Here is a 25,394-nt window from a genome sequence, read left to right as displayed (position 1 = left end):
AAGGATCAGCACTGAATTGTCTGTAGCTTAGCCTTTTGCCAGCAAGCGGCGAAAGCTTTGCCGGCCTCGCAGCACAAGTTCGCAACAAATGTTGTGCAGAGTGCTTCAACAGACAAATTGCCGGCCTGTTGAAGCCCTATCTCAGGTAGAATGCGCGCCCGGTTTTTGGAGAAGCTCATGACCCTGCTCAAATTCAGCGATGTGTCCCTTGCATTCGGCGCGATGCCGTTGTTGGACAAGGTGTCCTGGCAGATCGCCCGTGGTGAGCGGGTGTGCATCATCGGCCGCAACGGCACTGGCAAGTCCAGCATGATGAAACTGGTCAAGGGCGACCAGAAGCCCGATGACGGCTCGGTGTGGCGTGCCCCCGGTCTGAAAATCGGCGAATTGCCGCAAGAATTGCCGGTGGCCGACGAGCGGACGGTGTTCGACGTTGTGGCTGAAGGCCTCGACGGCGTTGGCGCATTGCTCGCCGAGTACCATCACCTGAGCCAGAACATCGTCACCGACGCTGATCTGGACAAGCTGATGCACGTCCAGCACGACCTCGAAGCCCGTGACGGCTGGCGCTTGCAGACTCTGGTCGACAGCACCCTGAGCCGCCTGCAACTGCCGGCCGACAAGACCCTCGCCGAACTGTCCGGCGGCTGGCGTCGTCGCGTACTGCTTGCGCAGGCGCTGGTGTCCGAGCCGGATCTGCTGCTGCTCGACGAGCCAACCAACCACCTGGACATCGGTGCGATTGCCTGGCTTGAAGAAGCATTGAAGGATTTCCAGGGCGCCGTGTTGTTCATCACGCACGACCGTTCCTTCTTGCAAAACCTCGCCACGCGCATCCTGGAACTGGATCGCGGCGGCCTGATCGACTGGAACGGCGACTACGCCAGCTTCCTCGTGCACAAAGAAGCCGAGCTCGCTGCCGAAGCCACTGCCAACGCGCTGTTCGACAAGCGTCTGGCCCAGGAAGAAGTGTGGATCCGTCAGGGCATCAAAGCCCGTCGTACCCGTAACGAAGGCCGCGTGCGCGCCCTGAAAGCCCTGCGCGTCGAGCGCAGCGAGCGTCGTGAGCGTACCGGCAAGGCCAACATTCAGCTGGATACCGCCGACAAATCCGGCAAGCAGGTGATGGTGCTCGAGAACGTGAGCTTTGCTCATCCGGGCGGCCCGTTCCTGATCAAGGATTTCTCGATGGTTCTGCAGCGCGGCGACCGTATCGGTCTGCTTGGCGCCAACGGTACCGGCAAGACCACCCTGTTGAAACTGATGCTCAACGGTCTGCAACCGACCAGCGGTAAAGTGGAAGAGGGCACGCGCATCGACGTGGCTTACTTCGACCAGTTGCGTCATCAGCTGGATCTGGAAAAAACCGTTATCGACAACGTCGCTGAAGGTCGCGACTTCATCGATATCGACGGTCAGAGCCGCCACGTACTGAGCTACCTCGGCGACTTCCTGTTCAGCCCGCAGCGTGCCCGCACGCCGGTCAAGGCGCTGTCGGGTGGTGAGCGTGCGCGCTTGCTGCTGGCCAAACTGTTCAGCAAACCGGCGAACCTGCTGGTTCTCGACGAACCGACCAACGACCTCGACGTGGAAACCCTCGAGCTGCTCGAAGAAGTGCTGCTGACCTTCAACGGTACTGTGCTGATGGTCAGCCACGACCGGGCATTCCTCGACAACGTGGTCACCAGCACACTGGTCTTCGAAGGTGAAGGCAAGGTGCGTGAATACGTCGGTGGTTATCAGGACTGGATCCGTCAGGGCGGTTCGCCGCGTCTGTTGGGCGTGACCGAAAGCAAGTCGGGTAAGGCGGATCTGAATTCGGCGGTGGTAACTGCCGAGCCCGCGCCGGCAGCCGCTGCTCCGGCAGCCAAGAAGAAGCTCAGCTATAAGTTGCAGCGCGAGCTGGAAGCCTTGCCAGGCGACATCGACGCCAAGGAACAGCAAATCGCAGCGGTTGAAGCTGAAATGGCCGAAGGTGGTTTCTATCAGCGCCCTGCGGCCGAAACCGCCAAGGTGATTGCATCGCTTGAGCAGTTGCAGGCCGAACTGGATGCTCTGGTGGAGCGCTGGGCCGAGCTGGATGCCTGATTGATCCGGCAATAAAAAAGCCCGGCCTCATTCGCGTGAGGCCGGGCTTTTTGCAGGAACTGCCGAAGGGTTTAGCGTTTGACCAGATGCACCGCCAGCACATCACAAGGCGCGCCGTGCAGTACATCGTTGGCGGTCGAGCCGAGCAGCAGCGCCAGACCATGCCGGCCGTGACTGCCGACCACGATCAAGTCGCAGGTCTTTTCCTTGGCGAAATGGTGGATTTCCTGGCGCGGCTGGCCGTAGGCCAAGTGGCAGTTGGCACCTTCGAGTTCGGAGTACTTGAGCTTCAGGCGCTCAAGGCGTTCCTTGGCTTGATCGAATTGCTGCTGTTGCAGTTGTGACAGGTCCATCGGCACGTCGCCGCCGAATGCCATGGCCATCGGTTCGACAATATGTACCAGCGACAGCTGGGCGCCATTGCTCACCGACAGCTCTCGGGCGCGGTGGATAACAGGGTCGCACTCTTCGGTCAGATCTACGGCGACCAGGATGTGGTGGTAGGGCATGAGGTGCTCCTCCTGAGGTTTCAATATTGGTAAGTATGGCTGGTTTCAAGCGCATTGGTTCCAAAGTGACGCAATGGGCTCATCAAGATTCGGGAGTACAGATATGACGGTCTGGATAGTGGTGTCAATCCTGCTGGTGGTATTGAGTCCGCTGGCGTGGTTGCGCCCATCGCGGGCGCAGAGTGGCCGCATCGCCCTGCGCATGGAGGCTCGGCGCATCGGCCTGGCCATGCAACTGGCACCTCAGGAATGGCCGCACTGGCTGTCGCAAGAGCCGCCGAGCCCGTGCGCGCAGTACCATCGGCCGCGCCGTGGCAATCAGCCGGCGTGCTGGACGTACTGGCAGAAATCGCCGGGCGTGTGGGTCAATCAGTGGCAAGAAGTCTGCGAAGATGGGGCGTTGCTCAATCATTTCGAAAAATTGCCGGACAACGTCTTCAAGGTGGAGGCGGACAAGCAGATGATTGCTTTGTATTGGGGCGAGAAGGGCGAGGCGACGGTTTTGAAGGAAATCGACGCCACACTGAAAGCGCTGGCGTGACTCGCGGAATTTTCGCACTGCAACGGTGCGAAGGGGCCGGCAGACGAGCAATAAAAAGCCCGACATCATTCATCGGGCTGGGTTGGCCAGGCAGGCCGGTAACTCTTTTTTCACTGAAGTAACGTCGGTAAGTCAGCAAATTTTTCTGTAGTCCTGCCAGCGTAGCCTGTTAAACAAGGCTTGCCGCGAATTAGGGCGACTTTTCTAACTATTGATCTTATGAATGGCTGCACATGAAGACGCGTGTTGCTGGTCTTCGTGGTACGGAAATGACCGCAAAGTCGCATTTCAACCCGTATTTTGGGCGATTGACAATTGTTGGAAATTCCGTGAAGGTGACGTACCCAAATCAAACGGGCGTATGAATTGAGCGTTTGTCTTACAGAGCGCTCCTACAGAATCCCGACTATCGCGTTGGCGGGTGTGCCGGGTGGATTGGCGTCAGCATCGACGAAAAAGCGTCCTGCCGAGCCATTCGCCTGCGTCCGACGTGTACTGTTCAGCTTCCATATCGTGGAGATCAGTTGATGATTTACGAAGGTAAAGCCATCACGGTTAAAGCTCTTGAAAGTGGCATCGTCGAATTGAAATTCGACCTCAAGGGTGAGTCCGTCAACAAGTTCAACCGTCTTACCCTGAACGAACTGCGTCAGGCCGTAGACGCCATCAAGGCAGATGCTTCGATCAAGGGCGTGATCGTCAGCAGTGGCAAGGACGTGTTCATCGTCGGCGCCGACATCACCGAATTTGTCGACAACTTCAAGCTGCCGGATGCCGAGCTGGTTGCTGGCAATCTCGAAGCCAACAAGATCTTCAGCGATTTCGAAGACCTCAACGTTCCGACCGTGGCCGCGATCAACGGTATCGCACTGGGTGGCGGTCTGGAAATGTGCCTGGCGGCTGACTACCGCGTCATGTCCACCAAGGCCAAGATCGGTCTGCCGGAAGTCAAACTGGGTATCTACCCAGGCTTCGGCGGTACTGTGCGTCTGCCGCGTCTGATCGGTGTCGACAACGCTATCGAGTGGATTGCCGCCGGTAAGGAAAACCGCCCTGAAGACGCCCTGAAAGTCAGCGCAGTCGACGCCGTGGTTGCTCCAGAGAAGCTGCAGGAAGCTGCCCTTGAACTGATCAAGCGCGCCATCTCCGGCGAGTTCGACTACAAGGCCAAGCGTCAGCCGAAGCTGGAAAAGCTCAAGCTGAACGCCATTGAACAAATGATGGCTTTCGAAACAGCCAAAGGTTTCGTGGCCGGTCAGGCTGGCCCGAACTATCCGGCGCCGGTTGAAGCAATCAAAACCATCCAGAAAGCCGCGAACTTCGGTCGTGACAAGGCGCTGGAAGTTGAAGCTGCAGGTTTCGTCAAACTGGCCAAGACCTCTGCCGCGCAGAGCTTGATCGGTCTGTTCCTGAACGATCAGGAGCTGAAGAAAAAGGCCAAGGCCTACGATGAAATCGCCAAGGACGTGAAGCAGGCAGCCGTACTCGGCGCCGGTATCATGGGTGGCGGTATCGCTTATCAGTCGGCCTCCAAAGGCACGCCGATCCTGATGAAGGACATCAACGAGCACGGTATCGAGCAGGGTCTGGCCGAAGCCGCCAAACTGCTGGTTGGCCGCGTTGATAAAGGTCGCATGACCGCAGCGAAAATGGCTGAAGTGCTCAACGGCATTCGTCCGACCCTATCCTACGGCGATTTCGGTCACGTCGACCTGGTGGTCGAAGCTGTGGTCGAGAACCCGAAGATCAAGCAAGCCGTGCTGGCGGAAGTCGAAGACAAGGTCAAAGAGGACACCATCCTCGCGTCCAACACCTCGACCATTTCCATCAGCCTGTTGGCCAAGGCCCTCAAGCGTCCGGAAAACTTCGTCGGCATGCACTTCTTCAACCCGGTGCACATGATGCCGCTGGTGGAAGTGATCCGTGGCGAGAAGTCCAGCGAGCTGGCAGTTGCCACCACCGTTGCCTACGCCAAGAAAATGGGCAAGAACCCGATCGTCGTCAACGACTGCCCGGGCTTCCTGGTCAACCGCGTGCTGTTCCCGTACTTCGGCGGTTTCGCCAAGCTGGTCAGCGCCGGTGTGGACTTCGTCCGCATTGACAAAGTCATGGAAAAATTCGGCTGGCCAATGGGCCCGGCGTACCTGATGGACGTGGTCGGCATCGACACCGGTCACCACGGTCGTGACGTGATGGCTGAAGGTTTCCCGGACCGCATGAAGGATGACCGTCGCTCGGCCATCGACGTGCTGTACGAAGCCAAGCGCCTGGGTCAGAAGAACGGCAAGGGCTTCTACGCCTACGAGGCCGACAAGAAAGGCAAGCAGAAGAAAGTCGCCGATCCGTCGGTACTGGAAGTGCTCAAGCCGATCGTTTACGAGCAGCGCGAAGTCACAGACGAAGACATCATCAACTGGATGATGATCCCGCTGTGCCTGGAAACCGTGCGTTGCCTGGAAGACGGTATCGTTGAAACTGCCGCTGAAGCCGACATGGGTCTGGTCTACGGCATCGGTTTCCCTCCATTCCGTGGTGGTGCGCTGCGCTACATCGATTCGATCGGTGTTGCCGAGTTCGTTGCCCTGGCTGACCAGTACGCTGATTTGGGCGCGCTGTACCACCCGACCGCGAAGCTGCGCGAAATGGCCAAAAACGGCCAACGCTTCTTCGGTTAAGCGCCCCCAACTAGAGTGAGAGTGAACTTATGAGCTTGAATCCTAGAGACGTCGTGATTGTCGACTTCGGTCGTACTCCGATGGGCCGCTCCAAGGGCGGCATGCACCGCAACACCCGCGCCGAAGACATGTCGGCGCACCTGATCAGCAAACTGCTGGAACGCAACGCCAAGGTTGATCCTGCAGAAGTCGAGGATGTGATCTGGGGCTGTGTAAACCAGACCCTGGAGCAGGGCTGGAACATTGCGCGCATGGCGTCGCTGATGACCCAGATCCCGCACACCTCGGCCGGTCAGACCGTCAGCCGTCTGTGTGGCTCGTCGATGAGTGCTCTGCACACTGCTGCGCAAGCGATCATGACCGGCAACGGTGACGTCTTCGTGGTTGGCGGCGTCGAGCATATGGGTCACGTGAGCATGATGCACGGTGTCGATCCGAACCCGCACATGTCGCTGTACGCGGCGAAAGCCTCGGGCATGATGGGCCTGACCGCTGAAATGCTTGGCAAAATGCACGGCATTACTCGCGAGCAGCAAGATGCTTTCGGCGTGCGTTCCCACCAGTTGGCCCACAAGGCTACTGTGGAAGGCAAGTTCAAAGACGAAATCATCCCGATGCAGGGCTATGACGAGAACGGTTTCCTGAAACTGTTCGACTACGACGAAACCATTCGTCCGGAAACCACCCTGGAAAGTCTGGCGGCCCTTAAGCCTGCCTTCAATCCAAAGGGCGGCACCGTGACTGCCGGTACTTCGTCGCAGATCACCGATGGTGCTTCGTGCATGATCGTGATGTCGGCGCAGCGTGCGCAGGACCTGGGTATTCAGCCAATGGCGGTGATCCGTTCGATGGCAGTAGCGGGTGTGGATCCGGCGATCATGGGCTATGGTCCAGTTCCGGCGACACAAAAAGCCCTGAAGCGTGCGGGCCTTGGCATCAACGATATCGACTTCTTCGAGCTTAACGAAGCTTTCGCCGCACAGGCTCTGCCAGTGCTGAAAGATCTGAAAGTACTCGACAAGATGAACGAGAAGGTTAACCTGCACGGCGGCGCGATCGCCCTGGGTCACCCGTTCGGTTGCTCCGGTGCGCGTATTTCCGGCACCCTGCTGAACGTGATGAAGCAGAATAGCGGCACCTTCGGGGTGGCCACTATGTGCATTGGTCTCGGCCAAGGCATCTCTACCGTCTTCGAACGCGTTTAAGCGTCTCGTCGATGGAAGCCGGGGCCAAGTGCCCCGGTTTTTGTTTTTGTGGATTTATTTTGTTTTTATTTTGAAAAAATTTGAGTGAGGGCCAAACCATGCCGATACAACCTGGGCTCTACCAACATTACAAAGGTCCGCAGTACCGTGTATTCAATGTTGCGCGGCATTCCGAGACTGAAGAAGAAGTGGTCTTTTACCAAGCCCTGTATGGCGATTACGGCTTTTGGGTGCGTCCCTTGAGCATGTTTCTGGAGTCGGTCGAGGTTGACGGCGAGCAGGTGCCACGCTTTGCTTTGGTGCAAGCCGAACCGAGCCTTTTTTCCAAGGCCTGAGGCGAGTGCGCACAGAACCCTGTGCTTGACCTCACCTTGTATCAACTATATATAGCGGTGCCGCGTCAGGCGCCAACCGCCTTTCACTTCTAGAATTCAGGAATTTTCTGATCCATGGGCAAATCGCTGGTCATTGTGGAATCCCCGGCTAAGGCCAAGACCATCAACAAGTATCTGGGTAACCAATACGTGGTGAAGTCGAGTATCGGCCATATCCGAGACCTGCCCACCAGCGGTTCGGCTAGCGCCAGCAAAGAGCCAGCCGCCAAGCGCGGCAAGGCTGCCGCAGGCGAAGGTCCGGTGCTCACGCCGAAGGAGAAGGCGCGCAAGCAGCTCGTCTCGCGTATGGGTGTCGATCCCGATCATGGCTGGAAAGCCAAGTACGAGATCCTCCCGGGCAAAGAGAAGGTGATCGAAGAGCTGCGCAGGCTCGCCAAAGATGCTGACACCATCTATCTCGCAACCGACTTGGATCGCGAGGGGGAAGCCATTGCATGGCACCTGCGCGAAGCCATCGGTGGTGACGACAGCCGCTACAAGCGCGTGGTGTTCAACGAAATCACCAAAAAGGCCATTCAGGAGGCCTTCTCCAAGCCAGGCGAGCTGGACATCGATCGTGTCAACGCTCAGCAGGCGCGTCGCTTCCTCGATCGCGTCGTTGGCTACATGGTCTCGCCGCTGCTGTGGGCCAAAATCGCCCGTGGCCTGTCCGCCGGTCGTGTGCAATCGGTTGCCGTGAAACTGGTGGTCGAGCGTGAGCGTGAAATCCGTGCGTTCAACCCGGAAGAGTACTGGGAAGTGCATGCCGATCTCGGCACCACCAAGGGATCGACAGTACGTTTCGAAGTCGCCCGCGAGAAAGGCGAAGCCTTCAAGCCGCTGAACGAAGCCCAGGCCATGGCCGCGCTGGAGAAGCTCAAGTCTTCCAGCTACAGCATCGTCAAGCGCGAAGACAAACCGACCAGCAGCAAGCCGTCGGCACCGTTCATCACGTCTACGTTGCAACAGGCTGCGAGCAACCGCCTTGGCTTCGGCGTGAAGAAAACCATGATGATGGCCCAGCGTCTGTATGAAGCCGGCTACATCACTTATATGCGTACCGACTCGACCAACCTCTCGGCGGATGCCGTGACGATGGCGCGTGCTTATATCGAAGACGAGTTCGGCAAGAAATACCTGCCGGAAACGCCAAACGTCTACAGCAGCAAGGAAGGCGCACAAGAGGCTCACGAAGCGATTCGTCCGTCCGATGCCAATACCATTCCGAGCAAGCTTGCCGGCATGGAGCGTGATGCGGAGCGTCTCTACGAGCTGATCTGGCGTCAATTCCTGGCTTGCCAGATGCTGCCGGCGCAGTACCTGTCGACTACCGTCAGCGTCGGTGCTGGTGATTTCGAGCTGCGCGCCAAGGGCCGTATCCTGAAATTCGACGGTTACACCCGCGTCATGCCGCAAATTGCCAAACCTGGTGACGACGACGTGCTGCCCGATATGGCGCAGGGCGATGTGATGAAGCTGATCAAGCTAGATCCATCGCAGCACTTCACCAAGCCGCCGGCTCGTTACTCCGAAGCCAGCCTCGTGAAGGAAATGGAAAAGCGCGGCATCGGTCGTCCTTCGACCTACGCGGCGATTATTTCGACCATTCAGGATCGCGGTTACGTGACCCTGCATAACCGTCGTTTCTATTCGGAAAAGATGGGCGACATCGTTACCGAGCGTCTGTCTGAGAGCTTCTCGAACCTCATGGACTATGGCTTCACCGCCGGCATGGAAGAGAACCTCGATGACGTGGCCCAGGGCGAGCGCGACTGGAAAAACGTGCTGGACGAGTTCTACGGCGACTTCAAAAAGAAACTGGAAGTAGCCGAAAACCCTGAAAGCGGCATGCGTGCCAACCAGCCGGTAATGACTGACATTCCGTGCACGACTTGCGGCCGTCCGATGCAGATCCGTACCGCGTCGACCGGTGTATTCCTCGGCTGCTCGGGCTACAGCCTGCCACCGAAAGAGCGCTGCAAGGCCACTGTCAATCTGGTGCCGGGCGACGAGATCGCTGCGGACGACGAGGGTGAATCGGAATCCCTGGTGCTGCGCGGCAAGCACCGCTGCCCGATCTGCAGCACGGCGATGGACGCTTACCTGCTCGACGAGAAGCGCAAGCTGCACATCTGCGGTAACAACCCGGATTGCGCGGGCTACGAAATCGAAGAAGGCAGCTATCGCATCAAGGGCTACGAAGGTCCGAGCCTGGAGTGCGACAAGTGCGGCAGCGAGATGCAGCTCAAGACCGGCCGTTTCGGCAAGTTCTTCGGTTGTACCAATGCGACGTGCAAGAACACCCGCAAACTGCTGAAAAGCGGTGATGCGGCGCCGCCGAAGATGGATCCGGTGAAGATGCCTGAGCTGAAATGCGAAAAGGTCAACGACACCTACATCCTGCGTGACGGTGCGTCTGGTCTGTTCCTTGCGGCCAGTCAGTTCCCGAAAAACCGTGAGACCCGTGCTCCGCTGGTGATCGAGATTCTGCCGCACAAGGACGAAATCGATCCGAAGTACCACTTCCTGTGCGAAGCGCCGCAGAAGGATCCTGATGGTCTGCCAGCGGTGATCCGCTACAGCCGCAAGACCAAGGAGCAATACGTGCAAACCGAAGTCGACGGCAAGCCTACTGGTTGGAAGGCGTACTTCGACGGTGGTAAATGGACGGTTGAAGACAAGCGCTCTGCAAAGGCCAAGGCTGAGTAAGCGTTAGGCTGATACTGAAAAGGCCGCATGAGAACCTATGGGTTTTCATGCGGCCTTTTTGTTTTGTGCTTGCGGTGAGATCGGCTGATCCACGACACTGTCCGGCCTGTGTGAAGCAATTATTTCGTTGTGGAGACTGCCGTCATGGCCCACGAGTTCTATACCCGTACCAATCAGAAAATCTATTTCGCCGGCCTGTCGCTGGAAGCCTTGGCTCGGGCTGAAGAGGGGCGGGCGATGAACTCCTTGGCGCTGATTCAGGCTGGGCGCGAATCGACGTTGTTCCACTTGTACGGCGCGCTGTTGGGTTTGTGTCACGAGATCGCCGGGTTCTATCGACTGCCGCAGGCCAATGCGCCACGGGCCGAGATGTTGCTGACACGCGAAGTGCTGGAGTCGATTGCCATTCCCGAGCTGGCTGAAATGGTTGAACTGGCGGGCAATCCGGAAACCTGGCTGGCAAAACTGTTGGCAGCGCATTCGGCGCTGTTCCAGCCGCCACGGGCGCCACGCAAGCCCAAGGGTGACGTCACACAGCCATTGATTCAGGCGGTTAACCTGGATGAGGAAGAGGCGCCGCAGGAGTTGAGTCGAGAGGAGCTTGAGAGTTGGCGGCAAAACCTCAAAGGTCTGGCCATTCGTTTTCGCGAAGGTTTGAACGAGTGCTGACGAGGATTGACACGGTGGCAATCTGAAACATGCTGCTGGTCAAGATCCCGAGCGAAGCCTGAATGATGTCTATATAATGCCTGCCTTTCGTGGAGAACAGACCTATATGCCAACGTCCTTTCTAGAAATTGTCGAGTTACCCGACGGCCGAATCGAACTGCGCAGGGCTGAGGACGAGGGTTCTTTGGTGACTCTGGATTTCTCCGAGGATGCCAAGACATTCCTGCAGGGCCAGCACGTGGAAATCGCCAAGGCGATGTTGAGCGTCGGCGTGCAGATGGCAGGCCGGATGATTGAAGGTGAGTTTGATAAGGAAGAAGGGCCTCGGGTTCTTCATTGATTCCCGACTGCTTTTGGTTCCTGTCGATACCGCTTCAGATCGGCTTCTCTATCCATGGAGAAGCCCTGCGCTTCAAACAGCGCACCAAACCAGCCAATCAACCCAATCGAATGTTCAGACTCTGAGCGTCGCCTGTGCGTGCAGCGCTGATCAGTTGTTGTCGTGAACTCGTGTTCAGTGGGTTGAGCCAAGTGACTACCGTATGGCTGCGACCTAGACGCAACGCTTCGCAGGCCAATTGATGAGCACTTTGTGTGCCTCTGGGTTGCAGCAGCAGAATGCGCTCGCGGTTCAGGCCTGCATCCCGCAACCATGATTGGGTCAGGCTGGCGGGTGGCGCAATCAGCGTCAGCCAGCGTGCGTCTTGATCGTCGCTCAATTCGCGAAGTATCGGGGCGAGCAGGTTCAGACAGCTCCCGGTCGCACCGCGCAGTGACAGCTCACTGAATACTTCGGGTTCGGCATTCCAAGGGCGTTCGACCACGTCTTTCAGGATCGGCGCCATCGGTTGCGCCAGAAACGCATCGAATAAAGGCAGTTGTGTTTGCTGAGGTGTGTGTGGGAACTGCATAAAGCCTCCTTTAGCGGCGGATTACGCCGACACTCAAGCCTTCAATCACCAGTTCCTGATCTTTCAGGTCGACTTCGATGGGGGCAAATTCAGGGTTTTCTGCGATCAGCCAGACTTTGCTGCCTTCACGCTTGAAGCGTTTGACGGTCACTTCATCGCCAATGCGGGCGACGACAACCTGGCCATTACGCGCTTCACGGGTGGTGTGGACTGCCAGAAGGTCGCCGTCGAAAATGCCAATGTCCTTCATGCTCATGCCGTGCACGCGCAGCAGATAGTCGGCACGTGGGTGGAAGAACGCCGGATTGATGTTGCAGGATTCTTCGATGTGCTGCTGGGCAAGGATCGGCGCGCCGGCTGCGACTCGGCCGATGATGGGCAGGGTAGAGTCGTCGGCCTTGGCTTCGAAACCAGGGATTCGAATGCCGCGAGAAGCGCCCGGGGTCATTTCGATGGCGCCCTTGCGGGCCAGTGCCTTGAGGTGTTCTTCCGCAGCATTGGGCGATTTGAAACCCAGTTCCTGAGCGATTTCCGCGCGGGTCGGCGGGTAGCCATTGTCTTCGAGGCAACGTTTGATGAAGGCCAGAATCTCGGCTTGGCGTGGCGTCAGCTTTAGCATAATGATCGCTCTGTCTTTTTATACAGTGACTGGGATTATATACAGTGAAGCAGTCTTGGCAATGCCCGTTTTTTTGCAGGCCGCCGGACGGTCGGCAGACGTGCTTATTAATGCACTGGCCTTGTGTGGTTAAATAGCTGACCGACCATTCCCAAAACGAACAGGCAGGCTTGACAAGGCACAGGCTGAAACGTATGTTTCAAACAAGTGTTTGTCAGGCGGAGTAGCCATGGCCCAGTCGGAAACCGTTGAACGCATTCTTGATGCTGCCGAGCAGTTGTTCGCGGAGAAAGGTTTCGCTGAAACCTCATTGCGTTTGATTACCAGCAAGGCTGGCGTCAACCTGGCAGCGGTGAACTATCATTTCGGCTCCAAGAAAGCGCTGATTCAAGCCGTTTTCTCGCGATTCCTCGGGCCGTTCTGTATCAGCCTCGATAAGGAGCTGGAGCGACGCCAGGCCAAGCCTGAAAACAAGCCGACCCTCGAAGAGTTGCTGGAAATCCTTGTTGAGCAGGCGCTCGTGGTCCAGCCGCGCAGTGGCAATGATCTGTCGATCTTCATGCGGTTGCTCGGTTTGGCGTTCAGCCAAAGCCAGGGGCACCTGCGTCGTTATCTGGAAGACATGTACGGCAAGGTGTTCCGCCGTTACATGCTGCTGGTCAACGAGGCGGCGCCGCGCATTCCTCCGATAGAACTGTTTTGGCGCGTGCACTTCATGCTCGGTGCGGCGGCGTTCAGCATGTCCGGCATCAAGGCTTTGCGTGCGATCGCAGAGACCGATTTCGGCGTTAACACCTCCATCGAACAAGTCATGCGCCTGATGGTGCCGTTCCTTGCCGCAGGCATGCGCGCAGAGACCGGCGTCACCGACGCTGCCATGGCCACCGCGCAGTTGCGCCCGCGCAGCAAATCAATGCCGGTAGCCGCCAAGGTTTGACCGCACACGGGTGGGCGCGGCAGCTTGTATCCGCTAAGCTAGCCGCCCATGCCGACTCTCGTTCTGAACCCGTTCTCTATCGATATCGCTGACCTGCCGGGCACTGCCTTCGGTGGCGATCTCGTGCGCAACGGGTTTTTCGTTTTCAAGGAATCTCTATGACTGCTGGCCTGCAAGGCTCGTTGATGGTGGACGTCGCCGGTACCTGGCTGACGGCCGAAGATCGCCAATTGTTGCGCCAGCCCGAAGTGGGCGGCCTGATCATTTTTGCCCGCAATATCGAGCATCCGCGCCAGGTGCGTGAACTCAGCGCGGCGATCCGTGCGATTCGTCCGGATCTGCTGCTGGCGGTGGACCAGGAGGGCGGCCGCGTGCAGCGTCTGCGTCAAGGCTTTGTGCGCCTGCCGGCCATGCGCGCCATCGCCGACAATCCGAACGCCGAATATCTGGCCGAGCAGTGCGGCTGGATCATGGCCACCGAGGTGCTGGCGGTCGGACTCGACCTGAGTTTCGCCCCGGTGCTCGATCTGGATTACCAACGCAGCGCCGTGGTTGGCACGCGTTCGTTCGAAGGAGATGCCGAGCGCGCGGCTCTGCTCGCCGGAGCCTTCATCCGTGGCATGAACAGCGCCGGGATGGCCGCCACCGGCAAGCACTTCCCTGGTCACGGCTGGGCCGAAGCGGACTCTCATGTCGCGATCCCGAATGACGAGCGAAGCCTCGACGAAATCCGCGCCAACGACCTCGTACCCTTCGCCAGACTCAGCAAACATCTGGCTGCGGTCATGCCAGCCCACGTTATCTACCCGCAAGTCGATTCGCAGCCCGCCGGTTTCTCCCGCCGCTGGTTGCAGGACATCCTGCGCGGCGAGTTGCAGTTTGACGGCGTGATCTTCAGCGACGATCTGTCGATGGCTGGCGCCCACGTGGTCGGCGACGCCGCCAGTCGTATCGAAGCGGCACTCAGTGCCGGTTGCGACATGGGCCTGGTGTGCAACGACCGCGCCGCCGCCGAGTTGGCCTTGAGCGCCGCACAACGGATGAAGGTCAAGCCATCGGCGCGCATCGCGAGGATGCGTGGTCAGGCGTTCGCCAGCACCGACTACCGTCAGGATCCGCGTTGGCTCACCGCTATCGGCGCGCTGAAAGAAGCTCAACTGATCGATTGAGGATTTTTCGTTATGACGGTTTACGCAATCATCGGTGGCACCGGCCTGACCCAGCTTGAAGGTTTGAGCATTCGCCAATCGCTGGCGGTGGACACCCCTTACGGCGCGCCGTCGGCCGACGTGCAAATCGGCGAATATGCCGGCAAGGAAGTGCTGTTCCTTGCCCGTCACGGCCACCCGCATCGTTTCCCGCCGCACAAGGTCAACTACCGCGCCAATCTGTGGGCGCTGAAGCAGGCAGGTGCCGAAGCGATCATTGCGGTCAATGCCGTTGGCGGGATTCATCCGGCGATGGGCACCGGGCATTTCTGCGTGCCACATCAGATCGTCGATTACACCAGCGGGCGCGAGCACACTTACTTCGCCGATGATCTGGAACATGTCACCCACATCGATTTCAGCTTCCCCTACAGCGAGCCGCTGCGTCAGCAATTGATTGCTGCGGTGGCCGCCGAAGGTTGCGAGTACAGCGATCAGGGTGTTTACGCCTGTACCCAAGGCCCACGCCTGGAGACTGTTGCCGAGATCGTGCGACTGGAGCGTGATGGTTGCGACATCGTTGGCATGACCGGTATGCCGGAAGCGGCACTGGCTCGTGAGCTGGATCTGGATTACGCCTGTTTGGCGTTGGTGGTGAATCCGGCGGCTGGCAAGACCGCCGAAGTGATCACCATGGCCGAGATCGAGCAGGCGTTGCATGACGGGCTGGGGAAGGTGAAGTCGGCGTTGGCGCGGTTGTTGGCCGGCTGAAGGGGTGATAAACGCCATGACGACAATCATCAGTCAGCTTCACTCGCTGCCGTGGACTGAGGCATTCAGCCGTAATGCTCTGGCCAAGGCTCGCGATTACGCCATCGAGGATAGGATAGAAATCCATTTAGTCGATGACGAGATGATTGAGGCGGCCTGCGCGGGTTCTGAAAACTACGTCTATCAACAGATCATCTACTTGATTAAAGATCAGCAGGAGCAATTCGGTCTGCGTTGCTTTTGCTCCTGTCCGGTCGAGATCAACTGCAAGCACAGCGCGGCGGTGCTCTTTCACTTGCAGGCTCGCGCCGATAAAGCGCCTGAAAGTGATGCCCCGGTTCAACTGAGCCGATCACTGGAACATTGGCTCTCCAGTATTCCTGTGGCGACCCAGCCCACTGAAGAAACCTCGCAAGCGGCCAGTACGCGGCTCTTTTATAAACTCAATGCAACACCGGTGCCGGGCAAGTGGCTGGTAGAAATCTTCAAGGTCTACCAGCTCAAGAGCGGAGAGCTGCGCGACGTCAAACCGTTGTTCTCGCTATCAGACATGCTGATGCGTCAGCCCGGTTATCTGACCGAACTTGATCTGCGAATTGCCAGGCTGCTCGTGGCCATGCACTCCCATCATGCCTATTACAGTGGCTATCCGCTGGAGGGCAGCAGTGGCGCCGAACTGCTCGAAATGCTGTTGAAAACGTCGCGCCTGTATCTGGATTTTGAAGTGTTGCAGCCGCTGACTGCGGGCGCCAGAAGAAGCGCGCAGTTTGCCTGGGCCGAACAAGCCAATGGCAGTTTTCGTCCGCAATGGAGCAGCGATGAGGCGTCGGTGGAAACCGTGCTCGCGCTGGAGCCGCTGTATTATCTGGATCGCGAGCGGCACCACATCGGCCCGCTGTTTAACGAGCTCGATGAGAAACTCGCCTGTCATTTGGCATTGGCACCTGAGATTCCGGCCCGCCAAGCGATGCAGTTCAGCCATCGGATGAGTGCGGCAACGCAAGTGGCCCCGCCGCACCAGCTCACGGAGCGGATCGTCGATGATGTGTTGCCCAAGGCTCATCTGACCCTCGCCAGCGGCAAACGCTACACGCGCTGGCAGTACGAACCCGAGCACCGTGCAGCTTTGCTGTTCACCTACGACGGTCATCCCGTCCAGGATCGCAACCCGCAGGTGATGGTTCTTGCGGGCGTTGAAACCCTGCGTATTCAGCGTCAGCCTGCTGCCGAAAAAGCCCTGCGTCAGCAGCTACAGAAACACGGCTTCAAGAAGGCCACGCGCAAAAGCAGCGTTGATCATCCGGGTGAGAGATTTGACCTGCCCGATGATTCAACGTGGCTCACCTTTGCTCAAAATGGCATTCCCGCATTGCGCGAGGCAGGCTGGCAGATTGACGTCAGCAAGAACTTCCATTTCAACGTAGAGCCGGTCGAGCATTGGTACGCCGAGGTTGAGGAAGAGTCGGGACGGCAGTGGTTTGATTTGCAATTAGGGATTGTCGTTAACGGCGAACGCCACAGCCTGTTGCCGATTTTTCTGCACCTGTTGCGCACTCATCCACAGCTTCTCGACCCAGCCAGACTCGCTCAGCGCGGTGATGATGAGCTGCTGTTGGTCGAGTTGGGTGCCGGTCGCTTCAGCAATAGCATCAGTGGCAAAGTCGCCCTGCCTTTTGGCCGGGTCAAACCGCTGATGGCCACGCTCAGTGAGTTGTATCTGGGCAATCATCTCGGCGATAAATTGCGCTTGAGTGCTCCCGATGCAGCGCGCCTGAGTTTGCTTGAAGGTGTATCGCTCGATTGGCAGGGTGGCGAGCGGCTGCGCAATTTTGCCAAGCGCCTGCGTGAGTCAACTCATACGCAAGTCGCCGCGCCGGCCGGACTCAACGCGCAGATGCGACCTTATCAGCTCGAAGGCCTCAACTGGATGCAAACCCTGCGCGAGCTGGAGGTTGGCGGCATTCTCGGTGACGATATGGGGCTGGGTAAAACCTTGCAAACCCTGGCTCACCTGTTGACTGAAAAGCAGGCCGGGCGGCTTGATCATCCGGCGTTGGCCGTGATGCCCACCAGCCTGATCCCCAACTGGCTGGACGAGGCACTGCGTTTCACGCCGCAGTTGAAGGTGCTGGCGCTGCATGGCACCGCGCGGAAAAAAGACTTCGCCAGTTTTGCTGAATACGATTTGGTGCTGACTACTTACGCCTTGCTGCCCAGGGATCTTGAAGTTCTGCAGCCGCGGCTATGGAGCGTGCTGATTCTAGATGAGGCGCAGAACATCAAAAATCCGCTCAGCAAGGCAGCTCAAGCCGCGCGTGATTTGCAGGCCCGTCAGCGCTTGTGCTTGAGCGGCACGCCGCTGGAAAACCACTTGGGTGAGCTGTGGTCGCAGTTCCACTTCTTGATGCCCGGTTGGCTCGGCGACAGCAAATCCTTCAATCGCGACTACCGCACGCCGATTGAAAAGCACGGCAACGCCGAGCGCATGCAGCATCTGACGGCGCGGATAAAACCCTTTTTACTGCGCCGCAAAAAAGATCAGGTGGCGACCGAGTTGCCGCCGAAAACCGAGATTGTCCATTGGGTTGATCTGAGCGACGGCCAGCGCGATGTCTATGAAACGGTTCGTGTGGCAATGGACAAAAAAGTGCGCGACGAAATTGCCCGCAGTGGCGTGGCGCGCAGTCAGATCATCATTCTGGATGCCTTGCTCAAGCTGCGTCAGGTCTGTTGCGACTTACGCCTGATCAACATGCCGTTGACGGCAAAGGCGCTGCGCTCCGGGAGTGGCAAGCTGGTCAGCCTGATGGAAATGCTCGAAGAGTTGCTGGGCGAGGGGCGCAGGATCCTGCTGTTCTCCCAGTTCACCTCGATGCTGGCCTTGATCGAGCAAGAGTTGCAGCAACGTGACATTGCCTATTCGTTGCTGACCGGTGAAACCACGGATCGGCGCACACCGGTGAAGGATTTTCAGGGCGGCAAGGTGCCGCTGTTTCTGATCAGTCTGAAGGCCGGGGGTACCGGTTTGAATCTGACCGCTGCGGACACGGTTATCCACTTCGACCCTTGGTGGAACCCGGCGGTGGAAAATCAGGCAACCGATCGTGCGTATCGAATCGGGCAAAACAATCCGGTGTTCGTTTACAAGCTGATAGCTCGTGGCACAGTCGAGGAAAAAATACAGGCGTTGCAGCAGGAGAAGGCTGCATTGGCTGGGGCGGTGCTCGAGGGTGGCACGACGGGGGGATGGAAATTGGAGCAGAGCGACATCGAGGCATTATTTGCGCCGTTGCCTGTTGCCAAGGGTTGATTGCCTAAGCCGGATACCAATATTTGATGGCCCAATCGCTGGCAAGCCAGCGATAGCTATTTAACAGGCGACGAACATCTCAGCGCTTGTCGAGCTTATCCGGCAACGGCGCAAACAACGCTTCAATATCGTCATTCTGCAATTTCCAGTCGCCAGCCTTGCGTCCATCCAGAACGCCCGCAGCCAAGTCGGACTTTTCCTTCTGCAAATGCTGAATCTTCTCTTCGACCGTGCCCCGGGCAATCATCTTGTAGACGAACACCGGTTTCTCCTGGCCGATCCGGTACGCGCGGTCAGTCGCTTGATTCTCGGTCGCCGGGTTCCACCACGGATCGTAGTGAATCACCGTATCCGCTTCGGTCAGGTTCAGACCTACGCCGCCGGCTTTCAGGCTGATCAGAAAGATCTGACGCTTGCCGCTCTGAAATTCCTTCACCGGCGTGCGCCTATCCCGGGTTTGGCCGGTCAATAAGGCGTAAGCGACATTGCGTTTTTTCAACTCGTTCTCGATCAGTGACAGCATCGAAGTGAACTGCGAAAACAGCAGAATCCGCCGACCCTCTTCGAACAACTCCTCAAGCATTTCCATCAGGCTGTCGAGCTTGCCCGAGGTGCTGCCGCGGGCGGGCAGGGTGGCGTCGTTGACCAGGCGCAAATCACAGCAGACCTGACGCAACTTGAGCAACGCCTCAAGAATGATGATCTGGCTGCGCGCCACCCCTTTGCGCGTGATCTCGTCGCGGACTTTCTTGTCCATGGCCAAACGCATGGTTTCGTACACGTCGCGTTGGGCTTCGTTGAGATCGACCCAATGGATGATTTCAGTCTTCGGCGGCAGTTCGGTGGCCACCTGCTCTTTAGTGCGGCGCAGCAGAAACGGCTTTATCCGACCGTTGAGGTGCTGAAGTCTGACTTCGCTGCCGCGCTTTTCAATCGGCACTCGGTAATCGGCGTTGAAGCTTTTGACGTCGCCGAGCCAGCCGGGCAGCAGAAAGTGAAACAGCGACCACAGTTCGCCGAGGTGATTCTCCAGTGGCGTACCGCTCAGGCACAGGCGCTGGCGCGCATTCAGTTCACGGGCCGCTTGAGCGGCTTTGCTGTTCGGGTTCTTGATGTATTGCGCTTCATCCAGCACCAACACATGCAGCGGCTGTTTGGCCAGAATCTCGACGTCCTTGGGCAGCAGCGCGTAGGTGGTGAGGATCAAGTCGAAGTCGGCCAACTGCTCGAAGTGCTTCTTGCGGCTGGCGCCATACAGCGCCACGACTTTCAGTTGCGGCGTAAAGTGCGCCGCTTCATCGAGCCAGTTCGGAATCAGGCTGGTAGGCATCACCACCATGCACGGCCGATCCAGGCGTCCAGCGTTTTTCTCGCTAAGAATATGCGCCAGAGTCTGTAGGGTTTTGCCCAGGCCCATGTCGTCCGCAAGAATCCCGCCGACTTCCAGTTGCCGCAGCGATTGCATCCAGCTCAAGCCTTCAAGCTGATAGGGGCGCAGCGTCGCGTTCAGGCCTTCCGGCGCTTCTGTACTGAAATCACGGATGTCGCGCAGGCGCTGGGCGAACGTGCGGATCTGCTCGCCGCCTTCCCAAAGCAGCGGAATGCCTTCCAGCGAATTCAGGCGTGTGGCGTCGGCCTTGCTCAGGCGCAGGGTGGTTTCGCCGGGCTCTTGCAGATAGAACTCACCCAGGGTCGCCAGCACCGGTTTCAGTCGGCCCAGCGGAAGCGCCACCTGCAACGGCCCGTGTTCGATATTGCGTTGGGGCACATTGACCAGAATCAGCTCGTCGTCGCGCCGGCGCGCGAGGCGTTCCGGATTGAGAATCTCGGCGTGCGAGCGCATCAGATTGAGCAGAATCGGCAGCAGGCTCAGGCGCTCGCCGTTGACGATGATGCCCAGTTCCAGATCAAACCAGTCGCGCTCCGGTGCCTGTTCGACGGTGGCGTACCAATCATCGACTGCGGTCAGGTCGAAGCCGAACTCCTCATCGATCTGCAATTCCCAGCCTTGCGTGCGCAGCTTCGGCAGATCGTTGAGGGTAAAGGTCAGCCATGCGCTGTCATTGACCATCTCATAGAGTTCGCCGGCGCTTTCCGGGAGTGCTTTGCTTTGGCGCGTGGCGATGCGGAATCCGAGGATTCGTAACTGTTCGCGGTAGGACTGTTCGACTTCCGGATGGCGTTTTATCCGCAGCGTCTGGGTTTCCTGACGAATCAGGATGTCGCTGTTTTTCTGCCCGCTGACGTATTCGTCCAGATAACTGAACGAGAGCGCCGCGCGATGTTGAATGTAGCGCTGCATCTTGCCGTTGCGCGGCTCGAAAGCGCTGAACTCGACACTGGCCAGCCACAGGCGCGGTATCGGTTGCACGTTGTCGACCAACACCTGCGGCGGCGCTTTCGGGCTGCGGTTTTCCAACACGGCCTGAAGTTTTTCCAGTAGTTCGGCGTCTTTGGCGGCGGCGGGGTAGTCGAGGGTTTCCTGGATTTTCAGCAGCACCGCTGCGCAGTGCTTGCAGTTGCTGCGAACCGGGCAAGTGCATGCCGCGTCGACCAGCAGCAAAGTGCTTTTTGCCGACTCGCGCAGTTGAATGGTCTGACGGTAGACGTTACCGCCGGAGCCTTCGCAACTGGCTGTAATGGTCGCATCGCCGACCTGGGCGATGCGTACCCGGTTTTCCAAAGCGTAGCGGCGGCCACGCTCCAGGCTCTGTTCCTTGAATCGGCTGACCCAGGAGGGTGCCAACGGTTTACTCAGGGGCGCGGACATAAGGACTTCGGTCAGTCCGGAATGGCTTCAGGCGCTTCCCGTGGCGCAGGCGCCGTCAGGGAAGTGATCTTGATCAGCAGGGCCAGGTGGCCGTTGTCGAGATAATTGAGTTGGCCGTTTTTGGTGTGACTGTCCTGTTTCAGGCGCTCACTGGCGGTGACCATACCGTTGCTGTCGATCTGATTGACCCAGAAGTCGGCAGCCACGTCGGTGAAACGCCCGAGTTTCATCTCAAGCGTGCCCTCGATCGGGAACTGGCCGAACTGTTCCTGGCCGTCGCTGACCGCTACTTTCGCAGGTGCCTCGCCAAGGGTTTGCTGCCAGGCCTTGTGCATCAACACGCTGTACTCCCCGCTGGCAGTGAGTTTTGCGGCAACTTCACCCAGTGCGGGCGTGCGCTTGGTTTCATCGCCAAGTCGTTGTGCGCCGGCGGCCCAGTCTTCCGGCGCGGCGCGGCTGACAATGGCGGGTACAGCGTTCTGACGGACCAGAATCATTTCGACCTGATACGTGTCATCGGCAAACGCCGTGGGTGCTACCAAAGTCAGTAGCAAAGTCAGTGAGCGAAACAGGCGCATGCGGCGTCCTTCAAGCAGTTTTCGGAATGAGGCGCTCGAACAGCGCCTCTACAGTATTAAAGCGCTCTTCCGGGCGCTCCATCGGCACCTGAAACTTGAACATCGTGGCGCCTTCGAATTTGTAGCGTTTGGGCTGGCTCTGGATCAGTTTGATCAAGGTCATCGGGTCGACCGGCGTCTGCGCGGCGAACTCGATACGGCCACCTTGCGGGCCGCCATCGACCTTCTTGATGCCCAGCTGTTCGGCCTGCAGTTTCAAGGCCGTGATGCGCACCAGATTTTTGGTCGGTTCCGGCAGCAGGCCGAAGCGGTCGATCATTTCCACTTGCAGATCCTTCAGGCCTTCCTCATCGGTGGCCGAGGCGATGCGCTTGTACAGGATCAGACGGGCGTGGACGTCCGGGAGATAGTCTTCCGGAATCAGTGCCGGAACCCGCAGGTTGACCTCCGGGCCACCGCCGAGCGGTTGATCGAGGTTCGGCTGCTCGCCCTTACGGATTGACTTCACCGCGCGCTCGAGCATTTCCATGTACAGCGTAAAGCCCACAGCCTGAATCTGGCCGCTCTGGCCATCGCCAAGCAATTCGCCGGCGCCACGGATTTCCAGATCGTTGGTGGCCAGCACGAAACCGGCGCCGAGATCCTGGGTATTGGCAATCGCCTCCAGACGTTTTTCCGCGTCCGAAGTGATTTGCTGGCGCGGCGGCGTCAGCAAGTACGCGTAAGCCTGGTGGTGACTACGCCCCACGCGACCGCGCAACTGGTGCAGTTGCGCCAGGCCGAACTTGTCGGCGCGCTCGATGATGATGGTGTTGGCGCTCGGCACGTCGATGCCGGTCTCGATGATGGTCGAGGCGATCAGCACGTTGAAGCGCTTGTGATAGAAGTCGCTCATCACCTGTTCGAGTTCGCGCTCGCGCATCTGCCCGTGGCCGATGCCGATCCGCGCTTCCGGCACCAGTTCGGCCAAATCGGCGGCGCATTTCTCGATGGTCTTCACATCGTTGTGCAAGTAGTAAACCTGACCGCCACGCAACAGTTCACGGAGCAGGGCTTCTTTGACCGTGCTCTTGTTCTGTTCCATAACGAAGGTGCGCACCGACAGGCGTCGGGCCGGTGGCGTAGCGATGATCGACAGGTCGCGCATGCCCGACACCGCCATGTTCAGCGTGCGCGGAATCGGCGTAGCGGTCAGGGTGAGGATGTCGACTTCGCTGCGCAGGGCCTTGAGCTGTTCTTTCTGGCGCACACCAAAGCGGTGTTCTTCGTCGATGATTACCAGGCCAAGGTTTTTGATCTTCACATCGTCGGAAAGCAGCTTGTGCGTGCCGATGACGATGTCGATCTTGCCTTCTGCCAGATCAGCGATTGCAGCATTTACTTCCTTGGTAGATTTGAAGCGGCTCATCACTTCCACGGTCACCGGCCAGTCGGCGAAGCGGTCGCGGAAGCTGTTGTAGTGTTGCTGAGCGAGCAGGGTGGTCGGCACCAGAATCGCCACCTGGCGGCCGCCGTGCACGGCGATGAACGCCGCACGCATGGCCACTTCGGTCTTGCCGAAACCAACGTCGCCGCAGACCAGACGATCCATCGGTTTCGGCGCGAGCATGTCTTCGCGCACGGCTTCGATGGTGGACTGCTGGTCCGGGGTTTCTTCGAACGGGAAGCCTGCGCTGAACGTTGCGTAGTCGGCCTTCGGGTCGGCGAACGCATAGCCTTCGCGAGCGGCGCGGCGGGCATAAATGTCGAGCAGTTCGGCGGCGACGTCACGCACCTGTTCAGCGGCTTTGCGCTTGGCTTTCTGCCAGGTCTCGGAGCCGAGGCGGTGCAGCGGGGCCAGCGCATCGTCACTGCCGGTGTAACGGGCGATCAAGTGCAAATTGGCGACCGGCACGTAGAGTTTGGCGTTTTCGGCGTATTCGAGCGTGAGGAACTCGGCAGCCTGATTGTCGATTTCCAGAATCGTCAGGCCCAGATAACGACCGACGCCGTGGTCAATGTGCACCACCGGTGCGCCTTCACGCAGCTCGGTGAGGTTCTTGATCACCGCATCGTTGTTGCCGTCGGCACGCTTCTCGCGGCGACGACGCTGCATCACGCGTTGACCGAACAACGGACTTTCCGCGACCAGTGCCAGCGCCGGATCGTCGAGCATCAAGCCTTCGTCGAGCGGGGCGATGGTGATCGCCAGGCGATCCTTGCTCGCGACGAAGTCCGGCCAGCTGTCGACGGTTTTCGGCCGCAGCTTCAAGCGTTCGAGCAACTCCAGCAGGACTTCGCGACGGCCCGCCGATTCGGCGGTGAACAATACGCGGCCAGGGAATTCGTCGAGGAAGGTCGAAAGTGCCGCCAACGGTTGTGTGGCTTTGGCTTCGATTGCCAGGTTCGGCAGTGCCTGCGCCGGGAAGCGTTCGCGGCCGACCCCGGTTTCCACGTCCTGCTGACTGGCAACTACGCGTGGCCAGTTCTTGAGTCGTGCAAAGCAGTCTTCCACCGGCAGGAACAATTCCGCAGGAGGCAATAGAGGACGCGATGGATCGACGCGGCGCTCTTCATAACGGTTACGCACGTCGTTCCAGAAGTTCTCTGCCGCTTGTTCGATGCCCGGTAGCGAGAACACTTGCGTGTCCTGGGGCAGGTAATCGAACAGGGTCGAGGTTTCGTCGAAGAACAGCGGCAGGTAGTACTCGATACCGGCCGGGGTGATACCGCTGCTCAAATCCTGAAAGATCGGGCAGCGCCGGAAGTCGACGTCAAAACGCTCGCGGAAACGCGCCTTGAAGCGAGTGACCGCATCTTTTTGCAGCGGGAACTCACGTGCCGGCAGCAGCTTGACCGAATCGACCTTGTCGATGGAGCGCTGGTTTTCCGGATCGAAGGTGCGCAGGGTTTCGATTTCGTCATCGAACAGGTCAATGCGATACGGCAGCTTGCTGCCCATCGGGAAGAGATCGATCAGCGCGCCGCGAACCGTGAATTCACCGTGCTCATAAACGGTGTCGACGTAGCGATAGCCACTGGCTTCAAGTCGCGAACGCATTTGCTCGACATCGAGCTTCTGGCCGACGTCCAGTACCAGGCTGCTGCCGAGCAGGAATTTGGTCGGCGCCAGACGATGCAGGGCCGTGGTGATCGGCACCACCAGTACGCCATGCGCCAGTTCCGGCAGCCTGTACAGGCTGGCGATGCGCTGGGAAATGATGTCCTGGTGCGGCGAAAACAGGTCGTACGGCAGGGTTTCCCAGTCGGGGAAATGCAGAACGGGCAAATCCGGGGCGAAGAAACTCAGCTCCTGTTCCAGCCGTTCGGCACTCTGGCTGTCGGCGGTCAGTAGCAGGGTGAAGCGCTTGGCAGCGCTGGCAGCCTCGGCAATCGCCAGGCTCAGGGCGGCACCGGGCAGATTGCCCCAGTGCTGTTTACCTGCCTCGGCAGGGAGAAGCGGTAGACGCAGAACAGGCACGGAAGGTTGAGCTCCAGGCGTTGCGACAAAGTCGGTAATTGTAGCGGCGTCCGATGCTGCCTGTCAGTTGCAGACTGCGTCTATCTTCACTGTTTGCGCAAAATGTAGTGGTAACCATAA

Annotated in this window: 18 protein-coding genes; 12 read left to right on the top strand and 6 right to left on the bottom strand. The window is 58.7% G+C overall.

The genetic code is table 11. The features are described 5' to 3' along the window. Positions 1-177 precede the first annotated feature (177 nt). The gene (locus ACA069_RS19395) at positions 178-2,088 is read left to right on the top strand and encodes an ATP-binding cassette domain-containing protein (protein WP_187677516.1); all 1,911 of its coding nucleotides are present in this window, start codon (positions 178-180) and stop codon (positions 2,086-2,088) included. A 71-nt stretch (positions 2,089-2,159) separates the two neighbouring features. On the opposite strand, the gene ACA069_RS19390 is transcribed toward ACA069_RS19395, so the two are convergent. Then, on the bottom strand, positions 2,160-2,597 hold the full coding sequence (locus ACA069_RS19390; RefSeq protein ID WP_489880932.1) for a universal stress protein: 438 nt from the start codon (positions 2,595-2,597) through the stop codon (positions 2,160-2,162). Between the two features lie 103 nt (positions 2,598-2,700). Between ACA069_RS19390 and ACA069_RS19385 the strand changes: the two genes are divergently transcribed. The 7 genes from ACA069_RS19385 to ACA069_RS19355 all read left to right on the top strand — a co-directional run bounded on the left by ACA069_RS19385 (position 2,701) and on the right by ACA069_RS19355 (position 11,110). Then, positions 2,701-3,138, top strand: a complete 438-nt coding sequence (locus ACA069_RS19385; RefSeq protein WP_489880933.1) for a hypothetical protein — start codon at positions 2,701-2,703, stop codon at positions 3,136-3,138. Positions 3,139-3,665: 527 nt separating this feature from the next. Then, on the top strand, positions 3,666-5,813 hold the full coding sequence (gene fadB, locus ACA069_RS19380; RefSeq protein ID WP_497614988.1) for a fatty acid oxidation complex subunit alpha FadB: 2,148 nt from the start codon (positions 3,666-3,668) through the stop codon (positions 5,811-5,813). A gap of 29 nt (positions 5,814-5,842) precedes the next feature. Then, positions 5,843-7,018, top strand: coding sequence for an acetyl-CoA C-acyltransferase FadA (gene fadA, locus ACA069_RS19375; protein WP_007910465.1), 1,176 nt, complete (start codon positions 5,843-5,845; stop codon positions 7,016-7,018). A 98-nt stretch (positions 7,019-7,116) separates the two neighbouring features. Then, positions 7,117-7,353, top strand: a complete 237-nt coding sequence (locus tag ACA069_RS19370) for a DUF1653 domain-containing protein (protein ID WP_042560169.1) — start codon at positions 7,117-7,119, stop codon at positions 7,351-7,353. A 114-nt stretch (positions 7,354-7,467) separates the two neighbouring features. After that, the gene (topA, locus tag ACA069_RS19365; protein WP_489880934.1) at positions 7,468-10,101 is read left to right on the top strand and encodes a type I DNA topoisomerase; all 2,634 of its coding nucleotides are present in this window, start codon (positions 7,468-7,470) and stop codon (positions 10,099-10,101) included. A 144-nt stretch (positions 10,102-10,245) separates the two neighbouring features. Continuing rightward, positions 10,246-10,770, top strand: coding sequence for a DUF6586 family protein (locus tag ACA069_RS19360; protein WP_489880935.1), 525 nt, complete (start codon positions 10,246-10,248; stop codon positions 10,768-10,770). Positions 10,771-10,876: 106 nt separating this feature from the next. Next, a complete protein-coding gene (locus tag ACA069_RS19355) occupies positions 10,877-11,110 on the top strand; it encodes a hypothetical protein (protein ID WP_008082203.1) in 234 nt (77 codons plus the stop codon). A gap of 97 nt (positions 11,111-11,207) precedes the next feature. On the opposite strand, the gene sulA is transcribed toward ACA069_RS19355, so the two are convergent. Continuing rightward, entirely contained in the window at positions 11,208-11,681 is a 474-nt protein-coding gene (sulA, locus tag ACA069_RS19350) for an SOS-induced cell division inhibitor SulA (protein WP_489880936.1), read from the bottom strand. A 10-nt stretch (positions 11,682-11,691) separates the two neighbouring features. Then, positions 11,692-12,300: a transcriptional repressor LexA gene (gene lexA / locus ACA069_RS19345; protein WP_003226590.1), complete on the bottom strand. Its 609-nt coding sequence runs from the start codon at positions 12,298-12,300 to the stop codon at positions 11,692-11,694. A 229-nt stretch (positions 12,301-12,529) separates the two neighbouring features. Here lexA and ACA069_RS19340 point away from each other — a divergent pair, with 229 nt between their 5' ends. The 4 genes from ACA069_RS19340 (at position 12,530) to ACA069_RS19325 (ending at position 18,466) form a co-directional block, all read left to right on the top strand. Further along, positions 12,530-13,237 (top strand): TetR/AcrR family transcriptional regulator, encoded by a 708-nt coding sequence (locus ACA069_RS19340; RefSeq protein WP_401271869.1) that lies wholly within the window; start codon positions 12,530-12,532, stop codon positions 13,235-13,237. Between the two features lie 158 nt (positions 13,238-13,395). After that, on the top strand, positions 13,396-14,406 hold the full coding sequence (gene nagZ, locus ACA069_RS19335) for a beta-N-acetylhexosaminidase (protein ID WP_401271868.1): 1,011 nt from the start codon (positions 13,396-13,398) through the stop codon (positions 14,404-14,406). A gap of 12 nt (positions 14,407-14,418) precedes the next feature. Next, complete coding sequence (locus ACA069_RS19330; RefSeq protein WP_401271867.1) at positions 14,419-15,156, top strand: S-methyl-5'-thioinosine phosphorylase; 738 nt, start codon at positions 14,419-14,421, stop codon at positions 15,154-15,156. Between the two features lie 16 nt (positions 15,157-15,172). Further along, positions 15,173-18,466, top strand: coding sequence for a DEAD/DEAH box helicase (locus ACA069_RS19325; protein ID WP_497614984.1), 3,294 nt, complete (start codon positions 15,173-15,175; stop codon positions 18,464-18,466). Positions 18,467-18,545: 79 nt separating this feature from the next. Here the strand turns inward: ACA069_RS19325 and ACA069_RS19320 are convergent, their stop codons facing one another. The 3 genes from ACA069_RS19320 to mfd are packed head-to-tail and all read right to left on the bottom strand — an operon-like array spanning position 18,546 to position 25,274. Next, entirely contained in the window at positions 18,546-21,236 is a 2,691-nt protein-coding gene (locus ACA069_RS19320; RefSeq protein WP_497614982.1) for a DEAD/DEAH box helicase, read from the bottom strand. Positions 21,237-21,247: 11 nt separating this feature from the next. After that, the gene (locus ACA069_RS19315; protein WP_187677527.1) at positions 21,248-21,814 is read right to left on the bottom strand and encodes a CsiV family protein; all 567 of its coding nucleotides are present in this window, start codon (positions 21,812-21,814) and stop codon (positions 21,248-21,250) included. Between the two features lie 10 nt (positions 21,815-21,824). Then, a complete protein-coding gene (mfd, locus tag ACA069_RS19310; protein WP_187677528.1) occupies positions 21,825-25,274 on the bottom strand; it encodes a transcription-repair coupling factor in 3,450 nt (1,149 codons plus the stop codon). Positions 25,275-25,394 lie beyond the last annotated feature (120 nt).

Source organism: Pseudomonas sp. LBUM1652, from assembly GCF_059716105.1.
Note: the sequence above shows the minus strand (reverse complement) of the source record. Positions and strands in the feature narration are given on the sequence as shown.

Excerpts from the sequence above, each read along its gene's own strand:
- nagZ (WP_401271868.1), top strand. The coding sequence starts at position 13,396 with ATGACTGCTGGCCTGCAAGGCTCGTTGATGGTGGACGTCGCCGGTACC.
- ACA069_RS19370 (WP_042560169.1), top strand. The coding sequence starts at position 7,117 with ATGCCGATACAACCTGGGCTCTACCAACATTACAAAGGTCCGCAGTAC.
- ACA069_RS19325 (WP_497614984.1), top strand. The coding sequence starts at position 15,173 with ATGACGACAATCATCAGTCAGCTTCACTCGCTGCCGTGGACTGAGGCA.
- fadA (WP_007910465.1), top strand. The coding sequence starts at position 5,843 with ATGAGCTTGAATCCTAGAGACGTCGTGATTGTCGACTTCGGTCGTACT.
- ACA069_RS19340 (WP_401271869.1), top strand. The coding sequence starts at position 12,530 with ATGGCCCAGTCGGAAACCGTTGAACGCATTCTTGATGCTGCCGAGCAG.
- ACA069_RS19395 (WP_187677516.1), top strand. The coding sequence starts at position 178 with ATGACCCTGCTCAAATTCAGCGATGTGTCCCTTGCATTCGGCGCGATG.
- ACA069_RS19355 (WP_008082203.1), top strand. The coding sequence starts at position 10,877 with ATGCCAACGTCCTTTCTAGAAATTGTCGAGTTACCCGACGGCCGAATC.
- ACA069_RS19315 (WP_187677527.1), bottom strand. The coding sequence starts at position 21,814 with ATGCGCCTGTTTCGCTCACTGACTTTGCTACTGACTTTGGTAGCACCC.
- ACA069_RS19360 (WP_489880935.1), top strand. The coding sequence starts at position 10,246 with ATGGCCCACGAGTTCTATACCCGTACCAATCAGAAAATCTATTTCGCC.
- ACA069_RS19385 (WP_489880933.1), top strand. The coding sequence starts at position 2,701 with ATGACGGTCTGGATAGTGGTGTCAATCCTGCTGGTGGTATTGAGTCCG.
- fadB (WP_497614988.1), top strand. The coding sequence starts at position 3,666 with ATGATTTACGAAGGTAAAGCCATCACGGTTAAAGCTCTTGAAAGTGGC.
- ACA069_RS19320 (WP_497614982.1), bottom strand. The coding sequence starts at position 21,236 with ATGTCCGCGCCCCTGAGTAAACCGTTGGCACCCTCCTGGGTCAGCCGA.
- ACA069_RS19390 (WP_489880932.1), bottom strand. The coding sequence starts at position 2,597 with ATGCCCTACCACCACATCCTGGTCGCCGTAGATCTGACCGAAGAGTGC.
- sulA (WP_489880936.1), bottom strand. The coding sequence starts at position 11,681 with ATGCAGTTCCCACACACACCTCAGCAAACACAACTGCCTTTATTCGAT.
- ACA069_RS19330 (WP_401271867.1), top strand. The coding sequence starts at position 14,419 with ATGACGGTTTACGCAATCATCGGTGGCACCGGCCTGACCCAGCTTGAA.
- lexA (WP_003226590.1), bottom strand. The coding sequence starts at position 12,300 with ATGCTAAAGCTGACGCCACGCCAAGCCGAGATTCTGGCCTTCATCAAA.
- topA (WP_489880934.1), top strand. The coding sequence starts at position 7,468 with ATGGGCAAATCGCTGGTCATTGTGGAATCCCCGGCTAAGGCCAAGACC.